The organism is Microbacterium sp. MMO-113 (genome assembly GCF_037148555.1).
Taxonomy (GTDB): Bacteria; Actinomycetota; Actinomycetes; order Actinomycetales; family Microbacteriaceae; genus Microbacterium.
The window spans coordinates 296,641-320,312 of the sequence record NZ_JBBCTD010000002.1 but is presented as its reverse complement, the minus strand read 5'-3'; the positions used below and the strand labels follow the sequence as shown (position 1 = coordinate 320,312).

At 70.8% G+C, this 23,672-nt stretch carries 23 protein-coding genes; 7 read left to right on the top strand and 16 right to left on the bottom strand.

Going from position 1 to position 23,672, the window contains the following annotated elements; all coding sequences use genetic code 11:
- The first annotated feature begins 13 nt into the window (after positions 1 to 13).
- Entirely contained in the window at positions 14 to 1,021 is a 1,008-nt protein-coding gene (locus tag WFJ36_RS08410; protein ID WP_292787941.1) for a LacI family DNA-binding transcriptional regulator, read from the top strand.
- A gap of 12 nt (positions 1,022 to 1,033) precedes the next feature.
- On the opposite strand, the gene WFJ36_RS08405 is transcribed toward WFJ36_RS08410, so the two are convergent.
- Entirely contained in the window at positions 1,034 to 2,665 is a 1,632-nt protein-coding gene (locus WFJ36_RS08405; protein ID WP_336643113.1) for an FAD-dependent oxidoreductase, read from the bottom strand.
- A gap of 254 nt (positions 2,666 to 2,919) precedes the next feature.
- Here WFJ36_RS08405 and WFJ36_RS08400 point away from each other — a divergent pair, with 254 nt between their 5' ends.
- On the top strand, positions 2,920 to 3,186 hold the full coding sequence (locus tag WFJ36_RS08400; RefSeq protein WP_025103992.1) for a metal-sensitive transcriptional regulator: 267 nt from the start codon (positions 2,920 to 2,922) through the stop codon (positions 3,184 to 3,186).
- Positions 3,187 to 3,299: 113 nt separating this feature from the next.
- Here the strand turns inward: WFJ36_RS08400 and WFJ36_RS08395 are convergent, their stop codons facing one another.
- From WFJ36_RS08395 to WFJ36_RS08350, 10 genes are all read right to left on the bottom strand, one after another.
- Positions 3,300 to 3,926 carry a superoxide dismutase gene (locus tag WFJ36_RS08395; protein WP_071327822.1) on the bottom strand — a complete coding sequence of 209 codons (627 nt, stop codon included), beginning with the start codon at positions 3,924 to 3,926 and terminating at the stop codon, positions 3,300 to 3,302.
- 22 nt (positions 3,927 to 3,948) lie between these two features.
- Positions 3,949 to 4,485: a flavin reductase family protein gene (locus WFJ36_RS08390; RefSeq protein ID WP_174521465.1), complete on the bottom strand. Its 537-nt coding sequence runs from the start codon at positions 4,483 to 4,485 to the stop codon at positions 3,949 to 3,951.
- Positions 4,482 to 5,831 (bottom strand): FAD-dependent oxidoreductase, encoded by a 1,350-nt coding sequence (locus tag WFJ36_RS08385; protein ID WP_336643112.1) that lies wholly within the window; start codon positions 5,829 to 5,831, stop codon positions 4,482 to 4,484. Before WFJ36_RS08385 ends, WFJ36_RS08390 begins: the two co-directional genes overlap by 4 nt.
- The gene (gene fdxA, locus WFJ36_RS08380) at positions 5,828 to 6,154 is read right to left on the bottom strand and encodes a ferredoxin (RefSeq protein ID WP_025103996.1); all 327 of its coding nucleotides are present in this window, start codon (positions 6,152 to 6,154) and stop codon (positions 5,828 to 5,830) included. The genes WFJ36_RS08385 and fdxA overlap by 4 nt, the downstream gene beginning before the upstream one ends.
- 169 nt (positions 6,155 to 6,323) lie before the next feature.
- Positions 6,324 to 8,576 carry a glycoside hydrolase family 3 N-terminal domain-containing protein gene (locus tag WFJ36_RS08375; RefSeq protein ID WP_336643111.1) on the bottom strand — a complete coding sequence of 751 codons (2,253 nt, stop codon included), beginning with the start codon at positions 8,574 to 8,576 and terminating at the stop codon, positions 6,324 to 6,326.
- Positions 8,576 to 9,724, bottom strand: coding sequence for an ABC transporter permease (locus WFJ36_RS08370; protein ID WP_071327825.1), 1,149 nt, complete (start codon positions 9,722 to 9,724; stop codon positions 8,576 to 8,578). Before WFJ36_RS08370 ends, WFJ36_RS08375 begins: the two co-directional genes overlap by 1 nt.
- Position 9,725: 1 nt before the next feature.
- Positions 9,726 to 10,814 carry an ABC transporter permease gene (locus WFJ36_RS08365; RefSeq protein ID WP_071327826.1) on the bottom strand — a complete coding sequence of 363 codons (1,089 nt, stop codon included), beginning with the start codon at positions 10,812 to 10,814 and terminating at the stop codon, positions 9,726 to 9,728.
- The gene (locus tag WFJ36_RS08360; protein ID WP_071327827.1) at positions 10,811 to 11,617 is read right to left on the bottom strand and encodes an ABC transporter ATP-binding protein; all 807 of its coding nucleotides are present in this window, start codon (positions 11,615 to 11,617) and stop codon (positions 10,811 to 10,813) included. Before WFJ36_RS08360 ends, WFJ36_RS08365 begins: the two co-directional genes overlap by 4 nt.
- The gene (locus tag WFJ36_RS08355) at positions 11,614 to 12,438 is read right to left on the bottom strand and encodes an ABC transporter ATP-binding protein (RefSeq protein WP_292790356.1); all 825 of its coding nucleotides are present in this window, start codon (positions 12,436 to 12,438) and stop codon (positions 11,614 to 11,616) included. Before WFJ36_RS08355 ends, WFJ36_RS08360 begins: the two co-directional genes overlap by 4 nt.
- A 71-nt stretch (positions 12,439 to 12,509) precedes the next feature.
- Positions 12,510 to 14,177, bottom strand: a complete 1,668-nt coding sequence (locus WFJ36_RS08350; RefSeq protein WP_336643110.1) for an ABC transporter substrate-binding protein — start codon at positions 14,175 to 14,177, stop codon at positions 12,510 to 12,512.
- Positions 14,178 to 14,330: 153 nt separating this feature from the next.
- Here WFJ36_RS08350 and WFJ36_RS08345 point away from each other — a divergent pair, with 153 nt between their 5' ends.
- Positions 14,331 to 14,972 (top strand): TetR/AcrR family transcriptional regulator, encoded by a 642-nt coding sequence (locus WFJ36_RS08345; protein ID WP_292790354.1) that lies wholly within the window; start codon positions 14,331 to 14,333, stop codon positions 14,970 to 14,972.
- Positions 14,973 to 15,081: 109 nt separating this feature from the next.
- Positions 15,082 to 16,296 carry an amidohydrolase gene (locus tag WFJ36_RS08340; RefSeq protein WP_071327831.1) on the top strand — a complete coding sequence of 405 codons (1,215 nt, stop codon included), beginning with the start codon at positions 15,082 to 15,084 and terminating at the stop codon, positions 16,294 to 16,296.
- A gap of 15 nt (positions 16,297 to 16,311) precedes the next feature.
- Here WFJ36_RS08340 and WFJ36_RS08335 read toward each other — a convergent pair whose 3' ends face one another.
- Genes WFJ36_RS08335 through WFJ36_RS08320 form a run of 4 tightly spaced genes read right to left on the bottom strand, consistent with a single transcriptional unit; the run spans position 16,312 to position 18,686 of the window.
- The gene (locus WFJ36_RS08335; RefSeq protein WP_025104005.1) at positions 16,312 to 17,016 is read right to left on the bottom strand and encodes a GTP pyrophosphokinase; all 705 of its coding nucleotides are present in this window, start codon (positions 17,014 to 17,016) and stop codon (positions 16,312 to 16,314) included.
- Positions 17,017 to 17,069: 53 nt separating this feature from the next.
- Positions 17,070 to 17,333 carry a type II toxin-antitoxin system RelE family toxin gene (locus WFJ36_RS08330; RefSeq protein WP_071327832.1) on the bottom strand — a complete coding sequence of 88 codons (264 nt, stop codon included), beginning with the start codon at positions 17,331 to 17,333 and terminating at the stop codon, positions 17,070 to 17,072.
- A complete protein-coding gene (locus WFJ36_RS08325; protein WP_071327833.1) occupies positions 17,330 to 17,590 on the bottom strand; it encodes a type II toxin-antitoxin system prevent-host-death family antitoxin in 261 nt (86 codons plus the stop codon). Before WFJ36_RS08325 ends, WFJ36_RS08330 begins: the two co-directional genes overlap by 4 nt.
- Positions 17,591 to 17,624: 34 nt before the next feature.
- The gene (locus WFJ36_RS08320; RefSeq protein ID WP_292790345.1) at positions 17,625 to 18,686 is read right to left on the bottom strand and encodes a VanZ family protein; all 1,062 of its coding nucleotides are present in this window, start codon (positions 18,684 to 18,686) and stop codon (positions 17,625 to 17,627) included.
- 224 nt (positions 18,687 to 18,910) lie between these two features.
- Here WFJ36_RS08320 and WFJ36_RS08315 point away from each other — a divergent pair, with 224 nt between their 5' ends.
- The gene (locus WFJ36_RS08315) at positions 18,911 to 20,860 is read left to right on the top strand and encodes an APC family permease (protein ID WP_396654736.1); all 1,950 of its coding nucleotides are present in this window, start codon (positions 18,911 to 18,913) and stop codon (positions 20,858 to 20,860) included.
- A 9-nt stretch (positions 20,861 to 20,869) separates the two neighbouring features.
- On the opposite strand, the gene WFJ36_RS08310 is transcribed toward WFJ36_RS08315, so the two are convergent.
- Positions 20,870 to 22,276 carry an aminotransferase-like domain-containing protein gene (locus tag WFJ36_RS08310; RefSeq protein WP_292790342.1) on the bottom strand — a complete coding sequence of 469 codons (1,407 nt, stop codon included), beginning with the start codon at positions 22,274 to 22,276 and terminating at the stop codon, positions 20,870 to 20,872.
- Between WFJ36_RS08310 and WFJ36_RS08305 the strand changes: the two genes are divergently transcribed.
- Both WFJ36_RS08305 and WFJ36_RS08300 read left to right on the top strand, forming a co-directional pair.
- Positions 22,275 to 23,249, top strand: coding sequence for a DMT family transporter (locus WFJ36_RS08305; protein WP_292790339.1), 975 nt, complete (start codon positions 22,275 to 22,277; stop codon positions 23,247 to 23,249). The genes WFJ36_RS08310 and WFJ36_RS08305 overlap by 2 nt on opposite strands.
- The gene (locus tag WFJ36_RS08300; protein WP_292790337.1) at positions 23,222 to 23,647 is read left to right on the top strand and encodes an FMN-binding negative transcriptional regulator; all 426 of its coding nucleotides are present in this window, start codon (positions 23,222 to 23,224) and stop codon (positions 23,645 to 23,647) included. The genes WFJ36_RS08305 and WFJ36_RS08300 overlap by 28 nt, the downstream gene beginning before the upstream one ends.
- Positions 23,648 to 23,672: the final 25 nt, after the last annotated feature.

Here is a 23,672-nt window from a genome sequence, read left to right as displayed (position 1 = left end):
CGAAGGACAGACGATGGCGAGCATCGACGAGGTCGCCCGGCTCGCCGGCGTCTCCACCGCGACGGTCTCCCGTGCGCTGAGCGGCCGGGGGCATGTCTCCGAGTCCGCGCGGGAGCGCGTGCAGGCGGCCGCCGCCTCCCTCGGGTACGTGGTGTCCTCCCGCGCCTCGAGCCTGGCGTCGGGGCGCACGCGCAACATCGGGGTCGTCGTGCCGTTCCTCGACCGCTGGTTCTTCAGCACGGTGCTGTCGGGGGTGTCCGCCGCGCTCATGCGGGCCGGCTACGACATCACGCTCTACAACATCACCGCCGACAAGGACGTGCGCCGCCACGTCTTCGACACGTTCCTGCGCCGCCAGCGCGTGGACGCCGTGATCGCCGTGTCCATCGAGCTGGACGAGGACGAGACCCAGCAGCTCCTCGACCTCGGGCTCCCCGTGATCGCGATCGGCGGGCCCAACCCGAAGCTCGACACCCTCACGGTCGACGACGTCGCCGTGGCGCAGCTCGCGACGGAGCACCTGCTCGGGCTCGGGCACACGGAGATCGCCCACATCGGCGCGAACCCCGAGTTCGACCTCGACTTCCACATCCCCACGAACCGCCGGCTGGGCTTCGAACGAGCGCTGGCCACGGCCGGGATCCCGCTGAACCCCGCGTTCCTGGAGCCGGCGGACTTCACGGTCGAGGGCGGCTACCGCGCCGCGAAGCAGCTCCTCGGGCGTCCGGGGCCTCGCCCCACTGCGGTGTTCGCCGCCTCGGACGAGATGGCGATCGGGGCGCTCCTCGCTGCCCGCGACCTCGGCTTCGCGGTGCCGGGCGACCTGTCCATCGTGGGCATCGACGGCCATGAGCTCGGCGAGTTCTTCCGCCTCACCACGGTCGACCAGTTCCCGCTCGGGCAGGGCGAGCGGGCGGCCGATGCGGTCCTCGCGAAGCTCACCGACCCCGACGCCGTGCGGCCGCCCGCCGCGCTGCCGTACGAGCTCAACGTGCGCGGCACGACGGCGCGACTCGTCTGATCCGTCCGGCGATCAGCCCGCCGTCGCGTCCTGCCAGGTCCGGTAGCCGCCGTCGAGATTGCGCACCGCGCGCCCGTGCTGCCGCAGCAGTCGGGTGGCGATGTGCCCGCGCAGGCCGACCTGACAGTGCACCACCAGAGGCCCCTCGGGCAGTTCGTCGAGGCGGTCGCGCAGCTCGTCCAGCGGGATGTTCCGCGCGCCGGGGATGGCGCCGTTCGCATGCTCGGCCGCGGAGCGGACGTCGATGAGGGCGGCTCCCGCGTGCACGGCGTCGTCGAGCTCATGCCACTGGAGGGTCGGCGTGGTGCCGCTGCGGGTGTTCTCGGCCACATAGCCCAGGATGTTCACGGCATCCTTTGCGGAGCCGAACTGCGGAGCATACGCGAGCTCCAGGTGCGCAAGCCCGGAAGCGGTGACGCCCGCCTGCAGCGCCGTCGCGATGACGTCGATCCGCTTGTCCGCGCCGTCACGACCGACGACCTGCGCACCCAGGATGCGGTCGGTGGCGGGGTCGGCGAGGAGCTTCATCGACAGGGTCTCCGCGCCCGGGTAGTAGCCGGCGTGCGACGCCGGATGCACGTGGACGGCGAAGAACTCGCGACCCGCGGCACGGAGCTGCTTCTCGCTCCACCCGGTCTTCGCGGCGGCCAGGCCGAACACCTGCACGATGCCGGTGCCGAGGGCGGGGCGCGCCGACTCCTCCCGCCCCGCGATGACGTCGGCCACCATGCGGCCGTGGCGGTTGGCGAGACCGGCCATGGTCACCAGCGCCGCACCGCCGCCGATGAGGTCGGCCTTCTCGACCCCGTCGCCCACCGCGAAGACGTCGGGCGCACTGGTGCGGCAGGCCTCGTCGACGGCTATCCCGCCGGTCTCGCCGAGACGGATCCCCGCGGCGCGGGCGAGTCCGGCCTCGGGCACGACCCCGGAGGCGTCGACGAGGAACTCCGCGGGGACGGTGGCACCGTCGCTCAGGGTCACGGAACCCGCGGCCGTGGCCACGACCTCGACGCCGAGCCGCACGTCGACTCCGCGGCGCCGGACCTCGGCCGCCAGAGGGGCGGCCATCTCCGGATCCAGCGGGGCGAGCAGCTGCGCACCGCGTTGCACCAGGGTCACCGCGGCACCTCGGGCGACGAGGTTCTCCACGGCTTCCAGTCCTGTGTATCCGCCGCCCACGACGACCACCGGCAGTCCGGGGCGGAGGGCGGCGTCGATCGCATCGGCATCGGCCACAGTCCGCAGGCTCCGCGTCGGGAGGGCACCGGTCGGCTCATCGCCGCGCGGCCGGGCCCCGGTGGCGAGCACGAGGCGGTCGTACGGGTGGGTGCTGCGGCGGCCGCTGTCGAGATCGACGACCTCGACCGTCTTCCGCACGGTGTCGATGCCGACGACGTCGTGACGGACGCGGACGTCCAGCCGGAAGCGGCGGTGCAGCGACTCCGGGGTCTGCAGCAGGAGGGCGTCACGCCCCTCGATCACACCGCCCACGTAGTAGGGCAGGCCGCAGTTGGCGTAGGAGACCTCGGGCCCGCGCTCGAAGATGACGATGTCCGCGGACTCATCGAGCCGCCGGAGCCGGGTCGCCGCCGACATGCCGCCGGCGACACCGCCGACGATGACGACGCGGAGCGGCGCGCTCATCGCCCGAACAGCCGGGACAGGAGACCGCCCTTGGCCTCGTCCTTCGGATGGCCCGTGCACCAGTCCGACGCCGGCACGGTGCGACGGACGGCATCGACGTGCTGGCCGCACCCCGCCCAGGTGGTCTTCCCGCAGGTACGGCAACGGACTGCTCGACACATGTGTTCTCTCCTTACTCGATACCCCGGTGGGTATCCACCCACTATACCCCCGGGGGTATAGTGGAGCACACAGCCGGCCTTCAGGGAGTGACCATGACCACCGTCGACACCGACACGCAGCGCAAGATCGCCAACCGCCTCAAGCGCGCCCAGGGACAGCTCGGCGCCGTGATCGCCGCGGTCGAGAGCGGCGGCGACTGCCGGGCCGTCGTCACGCAGCTCGCCGCCGTGACCTCGGCGCTGGACAAGGCCGGGTTCCAGATCATCGCCTCCGCCATGAAGACCTGCCTGGAAGACCCCGCGCAGGACGACGCCGTCCCCCTCCCCGACCTGGAGAAGCTCTTCCTCACCCTCGCCTGAACGCGACCCGGCCCCTTGCGGCCACCCCGGCCCGTTGCGGACGATCGCAAGGGGCCGGGGCGCACGCAAGGGGCCGGGTCGACGAAGGTGGGGTGGGGTGGGGTGGGGTGGGGTCAGGGGACGAGGAGACCCGCGGTGGCGGCGCGGGCCGTCTCGAAGCGGCGCTGCACGTCGGGCCAGTTCACGAGGTTCCAGAACGCCTTGACGTAGTCCGCCCGCACGTTGAGGTAGTCGAGGTAGTAGGCGTGCTCCCACACGTCGAGCTGCAGCAGCGGGATGACGCCGAGCGGCGCGTTGCCCTGCTGGTCGAAGAGCTGGAAGATCACCGGACGGGCGCCCACCGAGTCCCAGGCGAGCACGGCCCAGCCGGACCCCTGCACACCGAGGGCCGTCGCGGTGAAGTGCGCGCGGAAGCCGTCGATGGACCCGAACGAGTCCGCCAGCGCCGCCGAGAGCTCGCCCTCCGGAGCCCCGCCGCCCTCGGGCGAGAGGTTCTGCCAGAACACGGAGTGGTTGATGTGGCCGCCGAGGTTGAACGCGAGGTCCTTCTCGAGCTTGTTCACCGCTCCGAGGTCGCCGCTGTCGCGGGCCGCCGCGAGCTGCTCCAGCGCCGTGTTCGCGCCGGTCACGTAGGCCTGGTGGTGCTTGGAGTGGTGCAGCTCCATGATCTTGCCGGAGATGTGCGGCTCCAGTGCCGAGTAGTCGTAGGGCAGCTCGGGGAGCGTGTACGGAGTGGACATGGTGGTTCCTTTCGTGACGGGGTCAGAGGGCGGTGTCGTGGGACAGGGCGTGGAAGCGGCGGTCGATGTAGACGAGCGGGCGGGCGGGGCGGCCGGTGAGCACCTCGAGCACCTCGGCGATCACCACGGTCGACGAGCCGACGGGCACGGTCTGGATCGCCCGGCAGCGCAGGGCGACACGGGCCTCCGCCAGGTGCGGCTCGCCGGTCGGCAGCGTCGTCCAGCCCTGCTCGGGCGTGAAGCGCTCGGAACCGCTCACCGCGAAGCTCTGGGCGAGCGCGGAGTGCTCGTCGTCGATGAGGTGCACGACGAAGGTCTCGGCGCCGAGGATGGCCCCGGCGCTGCCGGTCGCCCTGGTCACCGAGAACACGATCGCCGCCGGATCGACGGCGACCGACGACACGCTCGACGCCGTGAGACCGACGGGGCCGTCCGGACCCTGCGCCGTGATGATGGCGACACCGGCGGGATGGGTGCGGAACGCCGCCTTGAGCCCCTCCCCGACCGGCGTGGGCACCGGAGCGGCGGGGTGCGGGGTGGTGTGCGGGTCGGGGGTCATCGGGTGCTCTCCTCGAGAGGGATGGGGGTGGGGGTCGCGTGGGCGCGCATGGCCGCGCGATCGACGAGCTTCGTGCGCTCCCGGCCGCGGACGGCTCCGGCGCGGCGCTCTGCCTCGTCGATGCGCAACCAACCCTCCCAGTCCACCACGCCGGGGAGATCCAGGGGCGGGTGCGGGTCGATACGGGCGGACGGCGTCGCGGCGAGGTCCTCCACGAGATGCTGCACGGTCTGCGCGGCATCGGACTTGGTCGAGCCGATGAGCCCGATCGGCCCGCGCTTGATCCAGCCGGTCGCGTAGAGGCCCGGCACGGGCGTGCCGTCGGCATCGAGCACCCGCCCCTCCGCGTTCGGCACGACGCCCCGTGCCGCGTCGAACGGCACGCCGGGCACGGGCGAGGAGAGGTAGCCGATCGCCCGGTAGACGGCGCCGACCTCGTACCGCACGAGCTCGCCGGTCCCGACCATGCGGCCGAGCGGATCGGAGGCCGTGCGCTCGAACTCGATGCCCTCCACGCGGTCCGTGCCGACGACGCGGACCGGGCGATGCCGGAAGTGCAGGTGGATGCGCCGGGAGGCCCCGGCGGACGGACGCTGCGCCCAGTCCGTGAGCGTGCGCACGATGATGCGGCGCTGCGAGAACTGCTCCAGCATGCGCGAGGCATGGTCGTCGAGCTCGAGGTCGACGGGATCGACGATCACCTCCACGTCGTGCTGCTCCCCGAGCTCGCGCAGCTCCAGGGCCGAGAAGCGCACATCGGCGGGGCCACGACGGGCGAACAGGTGCACGTCGCGGACCCGGCTCGCGGTGAGCGCGTGGAGGATGTGGTCGGGAGTGTCGGTCGACTCCAGCGCCGCGGCGTGCTTCGCGAGGATGCGTGTGACGTCGAGGGCGACGTTGCCCGCCCCGATCACGGCCACGGACTCCGCCTCCAGGCCCCAACCCTGCGCGACGTCGGGGTGCGCGTCGTACCAGGCCACGAACTCCGCGGCGCCGAACGATCCGGGAAGCTCCGCTCCCGGCACGTCGAACGCCACGTCGCGGTCGGCTCCGGTCGCGATGACGACGCCGTCGTACGCCCGGCGGAGCTCGTCGACCGTCACATCGACACCGACCTCGACGTTGCCGCGCAGCCGGATGCCGGGCTGGAGGAGCACGTCGTGCAGCGCGTCGATGATCTTGCGGATGCGCGGGTGGTCGGGGGCGACGCCGTAGCGGACGAGCCCGTAAGGTGCGGGGAGCTTCTCGTACAGGTCGATGGCCGCCTCCGGCACCTGCGCCCGGAGCAGGTCGGCGGCGTAGATGCCCGCGGGGCCCGCGCCGACGATGGCGATGCGCGGGGTCACTCGTGCACCTCCTGCGGCGGGAGCGCGGCGATGAGCGGGTGGTCGTGACGGATGAGTCCGGTGCGGGCGGCGCCGCCGGGCGAGCCGATCTCGTCGAAGAACTCGACGTTGGCCTTGTAGTAGTCCTGCCACTCGTCGGGCAGATCGTCCTCATAGTAGATCGCCTCGACGGGGCACACCGGCTCGCACGCTCCGCAATCCACGCACTCGTCGGGGTGGATGTAGAGCGACCGCTCCCCCTCATAGATGCAGTCGACGGGGCATTCGTCGATGCAGGCCTTGTCCTTGAGGTCGACGCACGGCAACGCGATCACGTACGTCATCGCGACTTCTTCTCTGTCCCACTCACGCCCTCCACCGTAAAACCTCAAGCGCACTTGAGGTCAAATCGAGACCGAGACCCCGACCTCTCGCCGAGACCCCGCCTCCGCCGCGCGGACACGACGGGGTCTCGGCGGGAAAGCGGGGTCTCGGGGAATCAGGGGTCAGGAATCAGGACGGGGAGATCTCGAAGGGGGCGGAAAGGAGGTGATCCTCGCGGGAGCTGGGGCCGACGAGGAGCGTGAAGGCACCGGGCTCCACGGTCCGGACGCCGGCGGCGGTCACGATCGTGCAGTCCGCGACGGGGAGCTCGATCCGCACGCGCGCACTCTCCCCCGGCGCGAGGTCGACCTGCCGGAAGGCCTTGAGCTCGCGGTCGGTCCAGCTCACGCTCGTCACCTCGTCCCGCACGTAGGCCTGCACGGTCTCGCGGACGGGCCGGTCCCCCGTGTTCGTCACGGTCACGTGCCCCACCACGGTGTCGCCGAGGAGCAGCTCCGTCTGCTCCAGCTCCAGCTCCGCGTACGCCACGGTCGTGTACGACCGGCCCTCGCCGAAGGCCCACGCGGGCGCCTGGGTGAGGTCGGCGTAGCGGTCGCCGTGCTGACCGCGGATCTGGTTGTAGTAGGTGGGCTGCTGCCCGACGTGCCGTGCGAACGAGATCGGCAGCCGGCCCGAGGGCTCCACGGCACCCGTGACGATGTCGGCGAGCGCCCGCCCGCCCTGCATGCCGGGACTGGCCGCCCAGACCACCGCCGCCGCCCGCTGCACCGAGGGCGGGAGCACGAGGGGCTTGGACGCCAGCAGCACCACGACGACGGGCTTCCCGGTCTCGATGAGCGCGTCGAGCAGGGCGTTCTGGCCGCCGATGAGCTCCAGCGTGGCCGTGGACCGCCCCTCACCCACGAGCTCGATACGATCGCCGACCACCGCGACCACGACGTCCGCGGCCTCGGCGGCGGCCACCGCCTCCGCGATCAGCGCAGGATCCGGCGGGCACGGCTGCACCACGCGAGGACGCGGCTGGTTGTCCGGGAAGTGCGTGCCGCGGGGGTCGTCGGCGAGCGTGAGGATGTCGGCGCCGCGTGCATGCGTGACCGTCCACGCGTCCACTGCACGGAGGCCGTCGAGCACGGTCGTGATCATCTCGCGGGGCTGTCCGTCGAGCCAGCCCGCCTGGCCCGAGCCGCCGGCCCAGTCACCGAGCTGCGTCTGAGCGTCGTCCGCGAGGGGCCCGGTCACCGCCACCCGCAGCGGTGCCGCGGCGTCCAGCGGCAGCAGTCCGTCGTTCTCGAGGAGCACGAGCGAACGGCGGGTGATCTCGAGGTTGAGGTCTGCGTGCGCGGCGCTGCCGACCACGGCGGACACGTCGTCGCGGGGCAGCCGCGGGTCCTCGAAGAGCCCGAGCTCGAACTTGAGCGTGAGGATGCGGGAGACCGCGTCGTCGAACGCGTCCTCCGGCAGGAGTCCCCGAGCGACCGCGTCCAGCGCCCCCTCGAAGAACCCCGGCGTGGTCATCACCATGTCGTTCCCGGCGCGCACGGCCGCGGCCGCGGCATGGGTGAGGTCGGGCTGCACCCGCTGCTCCCACACCATCCGGCCCACGTTGTCCCAGTCGGTGATGAGGGTGCCGGTGTAGCCCCACTCGCCGCGGAGCACGTCGCTGAGCAGCCACTCGTTCAGCGTGATCGGCACCCCGTCGGTCGTCTGATACCCGAGCATGAACGTCCGGCAGCCCTCGCGGGCGACCCGCTCGAACGGCGGCAGGAACCAGGAGCGCAGCTTGCGCGGGGAGATGTCGGCCTCGCTGGCGTCGCGTCCGCCCTGCGTCTCCGAGTAGCCGGCGAAGTGCTTGGCTGTGGCGAGGATGGCCGTGGGGTCGTCGAGCCCGTCACCCTGATAGCCCCGCACCATGGCCGAGGCCAGCTCGCCGATCAGGAACGGGTCCTCCCCGAACGTCTCCCCGACCCGCCCCCAGCGCAGGTCGCGGGCGATGCACAGCACCGGTGAGAACGTCCAGTGGATGCCGGTCACGGCGACCTCCTCGGCCGTCGCCCGCGCCACGCGCTCGACGAGTGCCGGATCCCAGGAGGCTGCCATGCCGAGCTGCGTGGGGTAGATCGTGCCTCCGGGCCAGAACGAGTGGCCGTGGATGCAGTCCTCGCCCACGAGCAGCGGGATGCCGAGTCGGGTCTGCGCGACCAGGGCGGCGGCCCGCCGCAGACGCTCGTCCGAGGCGTGCAGGATCGACCCCGCGTGCCGCCGGAGCACGTGGTCGTCGATGTCGTCGCGGGCGTCGAGCTGGAGCATCTGCCCGACCTTCTCCTCCACCGTCATCCGGTCGAGGAGGTCGGCCACGCGTTCGGGGATCGAGAGAGCGGGGTCCTGGTAGGGGAGCTGCGTGGTCAGAGTCTGAGAGGTCATCACTTCGTGTTCTGGTTCGTGTGCGGTGTCGCGGTGTTCGAGGAGTCGGTCGTCTCGGAAGCGCCCGGCGAAGTCGCCGACGATACGGGATCGGGGGCCTTCGTCGGCAGGGGCACGCTGCGGACGGCCGTGACGGCGTCGTTCACGTTCAGCCCCTTCTTCTTCATCGCCCTGGCCCGCTCGCCCGCCGAGCGCAGTCGCGGGTTGACGTACTCGTCGATGCCGAAATTGATGAGCGAGAGCGCGACGCCGATGATCGCGATGCACAGCCCGGCGGGCACGTACCACCACCACAGCCGCGGGAAGGCGCCGTTCTGCTGCGCCCAGAACAGGATGGTCCCCCAGTTCAGGTTGCTGACGGGGATCACGCCGATGAAGGCCAGGGTCGTGAGACCGAGGATGGCCGCGGTCACGGTGCCGACGAAGCTCGACGCGATGAGCGCCATGAGGTTCGGGAGCATCTCGACCGTGATGATGCGGCGCAGCGGCTCGCCGTTCGCCCGCGCGGCCTGGATGAAGTCGCGGTTGCGCAGCGACATGGTCTGCGCGCGGAGCACGCGGGCGCCCCACGCCCATCCCGTTATCCCGAGCACCGCGGCGATCACGATCAGCGGCGGGTTCTCGAACTGCGAGGCGATGATGATGATGAGCGGGATGCCGGGGATCACCAGGAACACGTTGGTCAGCGCCGAGAGCGACTCGCTCTTCCAGCCGCGCACGTAACCCGCGATCACACCGATCGTGATCGCGATGATCGTGGCGATGAACGCCGCGAGGAAGCCGACGACGATCACCCCGCGGGTGCCGTAGATGATCTGGCTCAGGACGTCTTCGCCCATGTGCGTCGTGCCCAGCCAGTGCTCCCAGGAGGGTGGCTGACGCAGTGCCGTGCGGTCCTTCTGGGTCGGTCCGTACGGGGCGATCCACGGGGCGAAGATCGCGATGAGCACGAACGCCCCGAGGATGAGGAGCCCGGCGATCGACTTGGGGTTGCGGAACATCGCGAACGCCTGCGCGAGCTGCGACCAGAAGGTCTTGCGCGGTGGCGTTCCCGCCGGCGGGGTGCGCAGCGTGGCGGTCTCGGGCATGCCGGACACGACGGCCGATCCGTCCGGCGCCGTGTTCGCTGCGGTGGTGGGAACGGTCATGTCAGGACTCCATCTGGCGCGTGCGCGGGTCGAGGTAGGCGTAGACGACATCGGCGAGGATGTTGGCCACTAGCACCGACAACGTGATCACGAGGAACACGCCCTGCATGAGGGCGAAGTCCTTGGCGTTGGTCGCATCGAGCAGCAGCTTGCCGACACCCGGATAGCTGAAGACCATCTCCATCACGATCGTGCCGCCGACGATGAAGCCGATCGACAGCGCGAAGCTCTGGATCTGCGGCAGCACCGCGTTGCGGGCGGCGTAGCCCCAGAGCACCCGCTTGTTGGGCATGCCCTTCGCCTGCGCGACCGTGATGTAGTCGTCGTCCAGCACCGTCAGCATCATGTTGCGCATGCCGAGCACCCACCCGCCGAGTGAGGCGACCACGATGGTCAGCGCAGGGAGCGTGCCGTGCATGATCACCTGGCCGATGAAGTCGAGGCTCCATTCCGGCGACTGTCCCTTGTCGTAGGCGTGCGACGAGGGGAACCACTTCAGGGTCGAGGAGAAGATCGCGATGGCGATGAGTCCCAGCCAGAAGTACGGGATCGTGTTGAAGAACGTCGTCACCGGGATGATCGCGTCGAGCTTGCTGCCGCGCTTCCACCCCACGACGGCTCCGAGCAGCGTGCCGATCGCGAACGAGATGACGGTCGCGATGCCGACCAGTCCGAGCGTCCAGGGCAGGGCGGCGGCGAGCACCTCGGCGACCGGCCGCAGACCGTGCAGGGTCGAGATGCCGAGGTCGCCGCGCAGCAGCATTCCCCAGTACTCGAGGTACTGCTGCCAGATGGACTTGTCGGTGTCGATGCCGAGCAGCACGCGCAGGGCCTCCGCCGCCTCGGGGCTCACGGTGCGGTTGCGCGCGAGGTACGAGCTGACCGCGTCGCCCTTCATGAGGCGGGGCAGGAAGAAGTTGATCGTGATCGCCGCCCACAGCGTGAACAGGTAGAACGCCGCGCGACCGGCGAAGAAGCGCCACGGCACCGGTCGCCTGGTGCGCTCTGCCCTGGTCGCCGTGGTGCCGACCTCGAGGGCATCGCGGGCGACGAGGTCGTTGTCGTCGAGCTGGGGGAGAGCGGAGCTCACTGCGCGCCTCCGTTCGATGCCGCTGCGGCGAAGTGCTTCTCCGGATCGGGGGAAGCCGCGCGCAGCTCGCGGGTGTAGGGGTCCTGCGGGTTGAGGATCACATCGTCGGCGGTGCCGTACTCGACCACGCGCCCCTGGTTGAGGACCATGATCTCGTCGCTGAAATGACGGGCCGTGGCCAGGTCGTGCGTGATGTAGAGCACGCCGAGCCCCTCCTCGCGCTGCAGGTCGGCGAGCAGGTTCAGCACGCCGAGCCGGATGGAGACGTCGAGCATCGACACCGGCTCGTCGGCGACGAGGAGCGACGGCCGCGAGGCCAGGGCACGGGCGATGGCCACACGCTGTCGCTGACCGCCCGACAGCTCGTGGGGGCGGCGGTCGATCACCGCGTCCGCATCGAGGCGCACCCGGTCGAGGAGCCGACGCACCTCGTTCTCGGTGTCCTTCTTGGGCACCACGTCGTCGAGACGGATCGGACGCTCCAGGTGGTAGCGGATCGAGTGGTACGGGTTGAGCGAGGCGAACGGGTCCTGGAACACCATCCGCAGCTGCTGGCGATACCGTCGCAGGCCCTTACCGCGGCGCGGGATCGGCGTGCCGTCGAGCAGCACCTCACCGCTGGTCGGGGTCTCGAGCTGGGTGAGGATCTTCGCGATCGTGGACTTGCCGCTGCCGGACTGTCCGACCAGGCCGATCGTCTGGCCGGACGTCAGAGTGAAGCTCACATCGTCGAGGGCCTTGATCTGCCCTGCGCCTCGGACGTTGTACGCCTTCGTGACGTGGCGGAACTCGAGGGTGGTCATCGCACCAGCACCCCTCTCTCCCCGGTGAGCCGGGGGAACGACGACAGCAGCGTCTTCGTGTACTCGTGCTCCGGCTGCGTCCAGATGCGCTCTGCCGTGTCGAGCTCGATGATCTCGCCTTCGCGCATGATCGCGATCCGGTCGCTGATCTCCAGCAGGAGCGGCAGGTCGTGGGTGATGAAGATCACCGAGAAGCCGAACTCGTGCCGCAGGTGGGAGATCTGCGTGAGGATCTCCCGCTGCACCAGCACGTCGAGCGCAGTCGTCGGCTCGTCCATGACCATCAGCTGCGGACGGAGCGCCAGGGCCATGGCGATCATGACGCGCTGACGCATGCCGCCGGAGAGCTCATGCGGGAAGGAGCGCACCCGCTGACGGCCGACCTTGACGATCTCGAGCAGCTCCTCAGCCTCGGCCCGCCGCTGCCTGCGGTTCATGTCGGGGCGGTGGATCTCGAATACGTCCTCCAGCTGCGACCCGATCGTCGCCACGGGGTTGAGGGCGTTCATCGCGCCCTGGAACACCATCGACACCTTGTCCCAGCGGAACCGCTGCATCGCGTCGACGTCGAGCGCGTTGATGTCGATGTCGATGCCGGTCGCATCGTGGAACGTCACGCTGCCGCCGGTGATGACGGCCGGCGCGCGCAGCAGGCGCTGCACCCCGTAGGCGAGCGTGGTCTTGCCGCATCCGCTCTCCCCGGCGAGGCCGAGGATCTCGCCGCGCTGCAGTTCGAGGGTCACGTTCTTCACCGCCTCGACGGGCGGATCGACGTCGTACACGACGGAGAAGTCGCGCACGGTGAGCAGAGGGTCTGGCATGGGGTGTCCTTCGTCGACCTGGTGGGGAGCCCGAGCCGCGTGACCGGACCGGGCTCCCCTTCGGGTGGTGCTTACTCGGCGGGCTTCAGCTTCGTGAGGATCTGCACGATGTTCGGCTGCGTCGGGTCGGCGGACGCGTAGGTGTCGGTCTCCGACGGCCAGCCAACGTAGTTGCGCGTGTTGAACTCACCCAGCAGCGGGTGGGCGCCCAGCGGGATGGCCGGCACCTGCTCCGAGAAGATCGTCTGCAGCGTGTCGATGGCGGTTGTGCGCTCCTCGTCGGACGAGGCGTTGGCGTAGGTGTTCAGCGCGGCGGTCGCCTCCGGGTCGTCGAAGCGGCCGAAGTTGAAGCCGGCCTTGCCCTCGGGTGAGATCCAGCGCGGGTCCATGGTCGAGGTGTACAGGCCGTACGCCGTGCCGCTGTCCTCCAGCCAGTGGATGATCGCGGAGAACGTGCCGTTGTCGCGGGGGTCGGCCCAGCCGCCCCAGTCGGGCATGTCGATCTTGACCTCGGCACCGATGCCGTCCTTCACGTCCTCGGCGATGAGCTCCTGCGCGGTGTTCCAGTCGCTCCAGCCGGACGGGACGGAGAGCGTGAACGAGACGGGCGTGCCGTCGGGGTCGATCAGGGCGTCGTCCTTCCAGGTGTACCCGGCGGTCTCCAGCAGGTCACGCGCCTTCTCGGCGTCGACCTTGTAATCGACGCCCTGGAACTCGGGCTGGATCTCGTCTTCGAGGATCGACGACAGGCCCGTGACCGACCAGACGGCCTCGCTGGCACCCTCGCGCGCGATGTCGACGTAGGCGTCGCGGTCGATCACCCAGGCGAGCGCCTGACGGAAGGCGGGGTCGTCAAACGGCTTCTGCTGCAGGTTCATGAACAGCGTGGCGGAACCGGTGGTCGGGGAGGCGAGGAACTTGTTGTGCTCGGGGTCGGCCGAGAGGAACTGCTCCTCGATCTGCGGGATGAACGCCTGCGCCCAGTCGGCGTCGCCGTTCGCGAGGGCCGTGGTGAGGGCGGTGTTGTCGCCGTACGAGACGTAGTGCAGCTCCGGCACGGCGAGGTCGCCACCCCAGTAGTCGTCGCGTGCGTCGAGCGTGACCGACTCGGTCGACCAGTTCGCCATCGCGTACGGGCCGGTGCCGACGAGGTCGTCGCCCGTGACGGGGTCGGTGGCCGGGTCGTCGAAGTTCTCCCAGATGTGCTTCGGGACGATCGGCACGTGCAGCACGCGTGCCTGGTTGACGTACTTGGAGTCGCCGAAGCTCAGCACGACCTTGTCGCCGTCGACCTCGGCACCCTCGAACTTGAGGCCGGCGGTGTCGAGGGCGGGGATCGAGGCGGTCTCGAAGGAGAAGACGATGTCGTCGGCCGTGAACGGCTCGCCGTCGCTCCAGGTGACGTCGGCGCGGGGGACGACGGTGAGCTGCGTGTAGTCGTCGTTCCACTCGAGGCTCTCGGCGAGCCATGGCGTGGTACCGCGGTCTCCCGTCTGGTTCACCAGGGCCAGGGTCTCGAACACGACCTTGGCGTAGCCGTACTTCGACGCGGCGGAGTCGCCGACGAACGGGTTGTTCGACTCGGTGCTGATCGCGCCGTCCGGCTTCGCGATGGTGAGGGACGCGGAGCCGGCGCCGTCGCCGTCGCCGGATCCACCGCCAGCCGAGCATCCGGCGAGCGCCGAGACGCCGAGGACGGCGACCGCGCTGGCGGCGATCAGGGTTTTCGTGAGCTTCATTGCTTCTCCTTGGGCACGGGTCCTTGTGCGGCGTCGCGGCCGAGGGATCGCCACCGGCCGCCGCTTTGCTTACTGTCGAGAAAGTAAGCTGTGGAGAGGTTACCGAGGAGTAAGTTGGTTGGCAAGCAGAGCGGGACGACGGGAGGTGGGCTCATGACGGACGACGTGCACACGGTACGGGTGCGCCCGGCGACGCGGGAGAAGCGCGAGCAGATCCTCAAGGCGGCGGTCGAGATCTTCGGCAACAAGGGCTCCACGAACGGCACGCTCGCCGATGTCGCCGAGCAGGTCGGCATCACGCACGCGGGCGTGCTGCACCACTTCGGGTCGAAGCAGAAGCTCCTCCTCGAGGTGCTCGCCTACCGCGACCAGGCCGACGTGGCCGACCTCGCCGAGAAGCACATCCCCGACGGGCCGGAGCTGTTCCTCCACCTCGTCCGCACGGCGTTCGCCAACGAGAGGCGGCCGGGCATCGTGCAGGCCTACACGGTCCTCTCCTCCGAGTCGGTCACCGACGACCACCCCGGCCGCGAGTACTTCGAGGAGCGCTACACGACCCTGCGACGGGAGGTCGCGGCGGCGTTCGGAGAGCTCTGCGCCCAGGAGGGCGTGACCGAACCCGCGACCGTCGCCGCCGCCTCGGCCGCCATCCTCGCCGTGATGGACGGCCTGCAGCTCCAGTGGCTCCTGCATCCCGAGGTGATCGGACTCGGCGAGACGAGCGAGTTCGCGATCCAGGCGATCGTGAACGCCGTGCTGCGTCCGGGACCGGCCCTGGAGTCCTACGTGCACTGACCCTGCCGAGACCCCGCGTTCCCGTCGAGACCCCGCGCTCCCGGCGCGGCGAAGCCGGGGTCTCGGCGGAACGCCGGGGTCTCGGCGCACACCCGGCTAGGCTCTGGCCATGACGATCGACCTCGAAGCGCTCTACATCGACCTGCATCAGCACCCCGAGCTCTCGTTCCAGGAGACGCGCACCGCCGGCATCGCCGCCCAGCACCTGCGCGACCTGGGCCTCGAGGTCGAAGAAGGCGTCGGGGTGACCGGCGTGGTCGGGGTTCTCCGCAACGGCGAGGGTCCGGTCGTGTGGGTGCGCGCCGACATGGACGCGCTCCCGGTCGAGGAGCAGACGGGCCTCGCCTATGCGAGCACCGCGAGAGGCGTCGACCCCGCAGGCACGACTGTTCCCGTCATGCACGCGTGCGGCCACGACATGCACGTCACCGCGATGATCGGCGCGGTCGAGAAGCTCGTCGCCGAGCGCTCCGCATGGTCGGGCACCCTCGTCGTGCTCATCCAGCCTGCCGAGGAGTACGGCGCCGGCGCCAGGGCCATGCTCGACGACGGCCTGCTCGCCCGCTACCCGAAGCCCGACGTGGTGCTCGGTCAGCACGTCACCCCGCTCCCCGCCGGGATCATCGGCGTGCGCAGCGGCACCCAGATGGCCGCGTCGGACGGTCTCACCGTCACCCTGCACGGCCGCGGCGGGCACGGCTCCCGCCCGCACGCCACGATCGACCCGGTCGTGATGGCGGCTGCGACCGTGATGCGCCTGCAGACGATCACCTCGCGCGAGATCGACCCGCAGGGGGTGGCCGTGGTGACGGTCGGCTCGATCCACGCCGGACTCAAGAACAACATCATCCCGGCCGAGGCGAAGCTGGAGCTCAGCCTCCGCTACCCGAACGAGGACGTGCGGGAGAAGGTGCTGGCGAGCGTCGAGCGGATCGTGCGCGCCGAGGCGATGGCGTCGGGGGCGGAGCGCGAGCCGGAGATCCACACGCAGCACACGCTCCCCGCCACGATCAACGACGAGGAGGCGACGGCGCGGGTCTCGTCGGCGCTGCGTCGGGCGCTCGGGGAGTCAGCCGTCGTCGACCCCGGCATGTTCACCGGCAGCGAGGACGTCTCCTGGTTCGCCCGCGACGCCGAGGTGCCGCTCGTGTTCTGGTTCTGGGGCGGCGTCGACCCCGCCCGGTTCGCCGAGGCCGTCGCGGCGGGGACCGTGGAGAAGGACATCCCCACGAACCACTCGCCGTTCTTCGCGCCGGAGATCCATCCGACGATCGAGGTCGGCGTCACGGCGATGTCCGCGGCCGCCCGCGAGTTCCTCGCCTGAGCCGGGTCGGGCTGCTCAGACCTCGACGATCCCCGGCGCGGGCGGAGGCGGCGGCGCGAGCTGCCGCTGCGGCACGCCATGGGCCTCGCGGTGCAGCCGCTCCATGCGGGTGTCGAGCTCGGCGGCGGCGTCGGCGGCATCGCTGAGGCTGTCGACGAGGTGCGCCGGCACCTGGTTGGAGAACTTGTAGTAGATCTTGTGCTCCAGGCTCGCCCAGAAGTCCATCGCGATGGTCCGGAACTGCACCTCGACCGGCACGGACAGCGCGCCCGTCGAGAGGAAGACGGGGACCTCGATGATGGCGTGCAGGCTCTTGTACCCGTTCGGCTTCGGGTTCGCGATGTAGTCCTTCACCGTGCGGACGGTCACGTCGTCCTGCGCGGTCAGCAGATCGAACAGCCGGTAGACGTCGGCGACGAAGCTGCAGGTCACCCGCACTCCGGCGATGTCGGTGATCTCGGCACGGATGCGGTCGAAGTCCGGGTCGTCGATACCCTTCCTGGCGATCTTCTCGACGATGCTGTCCGGCGACTTCAGCCGGCTCTTCACGTGCTCGATGGGGTTGTACGCGTGGTCGTGGGTGAACTCGTCGCGGAGGATCGAGATCTTCGTCTCCACCTCGCGCATCCCGAACTCGTACTCGCGGAGGAAGCGCTGCAGCTGGTCGCGGAGCTCCTTCGCCTCGGAGATCAGGTGCTCGTCGACGGGGATCACGCTCATGGGGACGACGTTATCGATCCGTGATCGGAAACCCCTGTGGATTCGGAATGCCGTCAGAGGTCGTAGACGTCCCGGCGGTGGGCGACGCGGACCACGGTGACGAGCACCCGCTCGTCCTCGACCTCGTAGAGCACACGGTAGTCGCCGATCCGCACGCGCCAGGCGTTGTCGAACCCGGCGAGCTTGCGGACGCCGTGCGGACGAGGATCCCTTTCGAGGTCGGAGATCCCGGCGAGGATGCGCCGACGGAGCTGAGGATCCAGCTTGCGGACCTCCTTCGCCGCTGCGGTGGTGAACTCGACGCGGTACCGCGTCACGGGAGTTCCGCACGGAGGTCACCGAGCGAGACTCGACCCCCGTCGTCTGCCGCCTTCGCCGCTCCGAACTCCGCCGCATCCCGCGCAGCCTCGAGCTCTTCCAGGAGCTCCAGGTCGTCGACGCCGATCACGACCGCGGTGAGCTTGCCGTGACGCGTCACCCCCACCCGCTCCGCCCCGTACGCGACACCACCGAGAACGTCGGCGAGCTGATCGCGCAGGTCCTTCGACGGCACGCTGCGGCTGAGAGTGTTCATGCGTACAGAATACCTCTTATGTACATAATGGGGCTCACCTCTTCGCAGTGACGCGGGCGTCCTCGAGGTGCTGGCCGGAGAGCAGACCGGGGAGGCCGCGCCCCTGGCGGGTGGTGAACAGCAGCACGATCGCGACGAGGATCAGCACCGAGGAGAGCGCGTCGAACACCCCGCCGAGCATCCCGAGAGCCGTGAGTCCGCCGATGCCGCCCGCCCAGCGCAGCAGCCGGGCGAGCGCGGCCGGCAGTCGCGACCCGGTGTAGCGCAACTGCACGGCGAGGTCTCCCACCGAGCGGCCGGTGACCAGGATGACCACGAGCCACAGCGCACAGGCGGCCGCCGTGCTCACCGTGCCGGCGAGGGTGCCGTCGAGAACGGCCTGACGGTCCTGCACGACGTACTCGAGCCAGAGCTGCACCCCGACGCCCCCGGCGAGCACGACGAAGCCGTTCGCGAGCCCGTCGCACAGCATCGCCAGCGCGCGGCGACCCCGGGTGACCGGGCGCGGCTCATCGGCATCCGCCCGCGCCTGCAAGCCGCGCAGCGACCGGGGCACCACGAGAGCGAGCACCGAACCGAGCACGGCTCCGGTCGTGTTCGTCATCAGGTCGCCCACGTCGAAGAAGCGGTAGGCGCACGGGTACAGACCCCAGACGCCGGTGAGCTGCGTGGTCTCCACGAGCAGCGAGAGCCCGAAGCCGGCGAGGAGCGCGGTCGGGAGGCCGCGTCCGCCCAGCACGCGGAGGAACGCCCCGAGCGGGACGAACAGCAGCACGTTGAACACGAGCTGGAGCAGGGCCGGCTGGCGCAGCGGGTTGCCCGGCGCCGCGAACGCCTTCTGCACGTCGCGCACCACGGACATCGGGTCGGTGATCGCCCCCACGCAGCGGATGGCGTCCGGGTCGGGCAGCGGGAGCAGCGTGTACGTCCAGATGGCCCAGAAGTAGACGAGCGCCGCGAGCCAGAGCAGCGTGCGGCCGAGCGAGAGGCGTCCGCGACGGCGGTAGCTGATCGCGACGAAGGGCACGAAGAGGACGACGCCCGCGGCCAGGCCGATCGCCACGGCGATGACCCCCAGAACCACCTGATCCCCCACTGACGCAAGGTTACCGGCAGGCCGTGAGGATTCCGTGAGGGAGCGCCACCGGGCCGTAGGGATTCCGTGAGGATCGCGTGAGGGCGTCCCCGGTCGGCGTAGTGTCGCCGGACGTGTCAGAACAAACGAGGCCGACTCCGGACGCGCCGCCGCGCGCCAAGCGCATCCTGCTCGGCGACCCGCTGACGAGCGCCCAGGTGGACGAGCAGCTCCTCCCCAAGCGCATGGCGCTGCCGATCTTCGCCTCGGACGCGCTGAGCTCGGTGGCCTACGCCCCGCAAGAGCTCGTGATGATCCTGCTCATCGGCGGCCTCACCTTCCTGTCGTTCACCCCGCTCGTCGCAGCAGCGGTCGTCGTGCTGCTGCTCGTGGTGGTGCTCAGCTACCGGCAGCTCATCAAGGCGTACCCCTCCGGCGGCGGCGACTACGAGGTCGCGTCGAAGAACCTCGGCGAGATCCCCGGGGTGATCGTGGCCGCGGCCCTCCTCGTCGACTACGTGCTCACGGTGGCCGTGTCGGTCGCGTCCGGAGTGGACAACATCATCTCGGCAGTGCCGGCGCTCGACCCGCTCCGCGTGGAGCTCGCGGTCGGCTTCGTCGTGCTCATCATCATCGTGAACCTCCGCGGGGTTCGGGAGGCGTCGCTCGTGTTCGCCATCCCCACCTACGTGTTCATCGGCTCGGTCGGCATCATGATCGTCACCGGGCTCCTCCGTACGGCACTCGGCGACGCCCCGATCGCGTCCAGCGCGGAGTTCGCCGTGCAGGCCGAGAGCCTCAGCCAGGCGGCCGTGCTGCTGCTCATCCTCCGGGCGTTCTCCAGCGGCTGCTCCGCGCTGACCGGGGTCGAGGCCGTGTCGAACGGCGTCCCCGCGTTCCGGGCCCCGAAGGTGCGCAACGCCCAGTCGACCCTCGTGCTCATGGGGACCATCGCGATCTGCCTGTTCTCCGGACTCACCGCGCTCGCCCTCATCGCCGGCGTGCACTACGCCGAGAACCCCTGCGACCTCATCGGCTTCGACTGCACGACCCCGCAGCCGAGCCTCATGGCGCAGATCGCCGCGGCGACGTTCGGCGGCGGCAGCATCCCGTTCTTCATCGTGCAGGCGGCCACGGCCTGCGTGCTGCTCCTCGCGGCGAACACCGCCTTCAACGGGTTTCCCCTGCTCGGCGCCGTGCTCGCCCGCGACGGCTACGCCCCGAAGTCGCTGAACACCCGCGGCGACCGGCTCGTGTTCTCCAACGGCATGATCCTCCTCGGGATCGCCGCGATCGCCGTGCTCGTGGTGTTCCAGGCCCGGCTGACGACGCTGATCCAGCTCTACATCATCGGCGTCTTCGTCTCCTTCTCCCTCGGCCAGATCGGCATGGTGCGGCACTGGCGGCGGGCGCTGCGCGCGCCCGTTCCACCGGACGGCGACGGCGCCGCGGACCGGCGTTCCGCGCGCGTGGGGCTGCTCATCAACTCCGCCGGGGCGACGCTGACCGTGCTCGTGCTGGTCATCGTGACGATCACGAAGTTCACGCACGGCGCCTACCTCGTGTTCTTCGCCATCCCGGTGCTCGCGTTCCTCATGATCGGCGTCAAGCGGTACTACCGGGACGTCGAGCACGAGATCGCCATCGACGACACCACCCGCTTCGGCGCCTCCGGCGACGTCGCCATCGTCCTCGTGAACCATCTGCAGAAGCCGGTCATGAAGGCCATCGACTATGCCATCGCCGCCAAGCACGACAAGACCCTCGCCGTGCACGTGGCCGTGTCGCAGGACGATGCCGCCCGCCTGCAGCAGGAGTGGGCGGACCACCTCGTGCCGGTGCCGCTCGTGATCGTCGAGTCGCCGTACCGCTCGTTCGCGCAGCCCGTGACGCAGTTCATCCGGCAGTACCGCGAGAAGCACGGCTCCTCCGTCGTCACGGTCTACCTGCCGCAGTACATCGTGGGGCACTGGTGGGAGAACTTCCTGCACAACCGGCGCGCCCGCCGCCTCGCGAACCAGCTCATGCTCGTGCACGGGGTGTCGATCACCCTGGTGCCGTGGCTGCTCGATTCGTCCGAGCTCATCTACGGCCGGCGCTCGCGTCCGCTGCCCGGTCAGGAGCGGGCGGGACGGCCCGTCGTGGTGGCCGGGCGCCGGGCGCACCGCCCCGCCGGGCCGCCGTCCGAGTCCTGACGGCGGCGCTCAGCTTCCGGAGAGGACCGCACCGAGGATCGTCGCGGCCTCGGGGAAACGGGACGGGTCGGCGCTCGCGTAGTTGAGCCGCACGTAGGAACCGGACGGCTCCGCGGGGAACCACTCGCTCCCCGGCGCGATGACGAGGCCGCGGGCCGCGCACTCCCGGACGACGGCTGCGGCGTCGGTGCCGTCGGGCAGACGCAGCCAGAGGTTCAGCCCGCCGACCGGCACGGCCTCCACCAGCGCGGTGGGCGCCTGCGCGGCCAGGCACGACAGCAGCAGGTCGCGCCGCGAGCGCAACTGCTCCCGGAAGCCGCGGAGGTGTGTGCGCCACGCCGGCTGCGTCACCACGTCGAGGGCCGCGGCCTGGAGGAGGCCGCTGACGTACATCGACTCCGCCGCACGATCGGCGAGGATGCGATCCCTGGCGGGGCCGCGCGCGATCACCGCCGCCACCCGCAGGGACGGCGACACGCTCTTCGTCAGTGAGCGCAGGTACACCACATGGCCGTCGTGGTCGGAGGCGGCCACGGGGCGGGGGTCGGCGTCGATGCCGAGGTCGTGCGCCCAGTCGTCCTCGATGAGGAAGGCGCCGTGGCGACGCACCGCGTCGAGCACGGCCTCCCCGGTCGCCGCCGGCCACTGCGCGCCGGTGGGGTTCGCGAACGTGGGCTGCGCGTAGAACGCCCGGGCCCCGGTCTCGGCGAGCGCCCTGTCGACCGCATCCGGGTCCGGTCCATGCGGCCCCGAAGGGACGGGAACGAGCACGACCCCCGCCTGCTCTGCCGCCAGCAGCGCCCCCCAGTAGGTCGGCGACTCGATGAGCAGCGGCCGGCCGACGCCGACGACCGCCCGGAAGATCGAGCTCAGCCCGCTCTGGCTCCCGGAGATGACGACGGCGTCGCGGGCGGTCGGCACCGTGATCCCCGCCGGGGCCGCCGCGGCCAGCTCCGCCGCGAACCACTCCTGCAGCCCGGGCTCGCCGGCTGCGGGCGAGCGGGTGAGGGCGGACGCGGTCCGGGAGGCGCGCACGAGGGCCTGGCGCACCAGCCGCTCGGGGAGGAGATCCGGAGCCGGATAGCCGGAGTGCAGCCCGATCGCGTCCGGCGAGGTCGGGCGCTGCGCCGAGGAGAGGCCGTCCAGGCGTACGGCGGCTGCCCCCAGCGCTCCGGACTGCCAGCCGTAGTCCGCCGGTAGGACGGTGCGCGCGGCGCGGACGAAGGTGCCGACGCCGGGTCGCGCGTCCACGAGCCCGAGGCGGACGAGCTGCTGCACGGCCTTCTGCACGGTCACGGGGCTCGCGGCGTACTCGGCCGTGAGCGCCCGGTTGGAGGGGAGGCGGGCGCCGGGTGCGGCGGTGGCGATCCAGGCTCGGAGGCCGGCCACGATGCGCGCGGTGCTATCCTGACTCATGAAAGAACACAGTAGCGTTATCCGTCCGAACGGAACACTGCTATCCCGCGCTGCCGGTCCCGGGTGGGGACTGCTGGGCGTCGTCGCCTTCTCGTTCACGCTCCCGTTCACGCGGATCGCGCTCGGCGGCGGACTCTCGCCGCTGTTCATCGGCTCCGCCCGTGCGGTCGTCGCCGCCGTGCTCGCCGCGGTCGTCCTCCTCGTCACGCGTCAACAGCCGCCGAGCCCGGTCCAGTGGGCACGACTCGCGATCGTCGCGCTCGGTGTGGTCGCGGGCTTCCCGCTGCTGACCTCGTTCGCGATGACCACGACGCCGGCGAGTCACGGGGCGGTCGTGATCGGTCTCCTCCCCGCCGCGACCGCCGTGGCCGTCGTGCTGCGCACCCGCGAGCGCCCGTCCGCCTCGTTCTGGGTGTTCGCGCTTCTCGGGTCCGCGGCGGCCCTCGTCTTCGCGACGGTGCAGAACGGCACGCCCGGCGCCCTCCGCCCCGCCGACCTCCAGCTGTTCGGCGCCGTGATCGCCGCGGCCGTCGGCTACGCGGAGGGTGGCCTGCTCGCCCGCGAACTCGGCGCCTGGCAGACGATCTCGTGGGCACTGGTCCTCGCTGCCCCCGTGATGCTCGCGGTGGCCGTGGTCGCCGGGGTCGCCGCCCCGCCCGTCGCCAGCCCCACCGCGTGGCTCGCGTTCGCCTACCTGGCCGCGGTCAGCATGTTCCTCGGATTCTTCGCCTGGTACCGCGGCCTCGCCATCGGCCCGATGGCGCAGGTGAGTCAGATCCAGCTCGTGCAGCCCGTCATGGGCATCACCTGGGCCTCCTTCCTCTTCCATGAGGACGTCGGCATCGCCACGGTGCTCGGGGGCCTCGCCGTCGTCGTGTGCGCCGGGCTCGCCGTCCGCACCCGCAGCTCTCGTCCCACCCCCACCCCCACCCGACAGGAGGCGCCGTGCGTCACACCCCCCGCTACCTCATGACCGACCCCGACGAGGTGAAGCGCCTCATCCGCGCCCACCCGCGGGCGGCGTTCGTCTCACCGGTCTCCGCCGGCCTCGTTGCCTCGCACTACCCGGCGCTGCTCGACGAGGACGAGGACGACATCGTGCTCGTGAGCCAGGGGGACCTCGTGCCGACGTGGAACCACGTCAGCGCGCCCCTCTCCGGCACCCCCGAGATCGTCACCGCGGAGGAGAACGACGCCATGCTGACCCGGCTCACCGACCACTTCGAGGGTGTGCGGCCGCACGGGCGGAGCCTCGCGGAGGACGAGCCCGGCACCCGGCGGGCGGCGAAGGGCACGGTGGGCCTGCGGCTTCGGGTCGCCCGGTTCGACGCCGTCCACCCCGCCCTGGCCGCCGAGATGCGTCGCGTCTGACCCCCGTTCGAATCGCCCACTTTGC

Excerpts from the sequence above, each read along its gene's own strand:
- WFJ36_RS08410 (WP_292787941.1), top strand. The coding sequence starts at position 14 with ATGGCGAGCATCGACGAGGTCGCCCGGCTCGCCGGCGTCTCCACCGCG.
- WFJ36_RS08405 (WP_336643113.1), bottom strand. The coding sequence starts at position 2,665 with ATGAGCGCGCCGCTCCGCGTCGTCATCGTCGGCGGTGTCGCCGGCGGC.
- WFJ36_RS08400 (WP_025103992.1), top strand. The coding sequence starts at position 2,920 with ATGACCACCGTCGACACCGACACGCAGCGCAAGATCGCCAACCGCCTC.
- WFJ36_RS08395 (WP_071327822.1), bottom strand. The coding sequence starts at position 3,926 with ATGTCCACTCCGTACACGCTCCCCGAGCTGCCCTACGACTACTCGGCA.
- WFJ36_RS08390 (WP_174521465.1), bottom strand. The coding sequence starts at position 4,485 with ATGACCCCCGACCCGCACACCACCCCGCACCCCGCCGCTCCGGTGCCC.
- fdxA (WP_025103996.1), bottom strand. The coding sequence starts at position 6,154 with ATGACGTACGTGATCGCGTTGCCGTGCGTCGACCTCAAGGACAAGGCC.
- WFJ36_RS08375 (WP_336643111.1), bottom strand. The coding sequence starts at position 8,576 with ATGACCTCTCAGACTCTGACCACGCAGCTCCCCTACCAGGACCCCGCT.
- WFJ36_RS08370 (WP_071327825.1), bottom strand. The coding sequence starts at position 9,724 with ATGACCGTTCCCACCACCGCAGCGAACACGGCGCCGGACGGATCGGCC.
- WFJ36_RS08360 (WP_071327827.1), bottom strand. The coding sequence starts at position 11,617 with ATGACCACCCTCGAGTTCCGCCACGTCACGAAGGCGTACAACGTCCGA.
- WFJ36_RS08355 (WP_292790356.1), bottom strand. The coding sequence starts at position 12,438 with ATGCCAGACCCTCTGCTCACCGTGCGCGACTTCTCCGTCGTGTACGAC.
- WFJ36_RS08350 (WP_336643110.1), bottom strand. The coding sequence starts at position 14,177 with ATGAAGCTCACGAAAACCCTGATCGCCGCCAGCGCGGTCGCCGTCCTC.
- WFJ36_RS08345 (WP_292790354.1), top strand. The coding sequence starts at position 14,331 with ATGACGGACGACGTGCACACGGTACGGGTGCGCCCGGCGACGCGGGAG.
- WFJ36_RS08340 (WP_071327831.1), top strand. The coding sequence starts at position 15,082 with ATGACGATCGACCTCGAAGCGCTCTACATCGACCTGCATCAGCACCCC.
- WFJ36_RS08335 (WP_025104005.1), bottom strand. The coding sequence starts at position 17,016 with ATGAGCGTGATCCCCGTCGACGAGCACCTGATCTCCGAGGCGAAGGAG.
- WFJ36_RS08325 (WP_071327833.1), bottom strand. The coding sequence starts at position 17,590 with ATGAACACTCTCAGCCGCAGCGTGCCGTCGAAGGACCTGCGCGATCAG.
- WFJ36_RS08315 (WP_396654736.1), top strand. The coding sequence starts at position 18,911 with ATGGCGCTGCCGATCTTCGCCTCGGACGCGCTGAGCTCGGTGGCCTAC.
- WFJ36_RS08305 (WP_292790339.1), top strand. The coding sequence starts at position 22,275 with ATGAAAGAACACAGTAGCGTTATCCGTCCGAACGGAACACTGCTATCC.
- WFJ36_RS08310 (WP_292790342.1), bottom strand. The coding sequence starts at position 22,276 with ATGAGTCAGGATAGCACCGCGCGCATCGTGGCCGGCCTCCGAGCCTGG.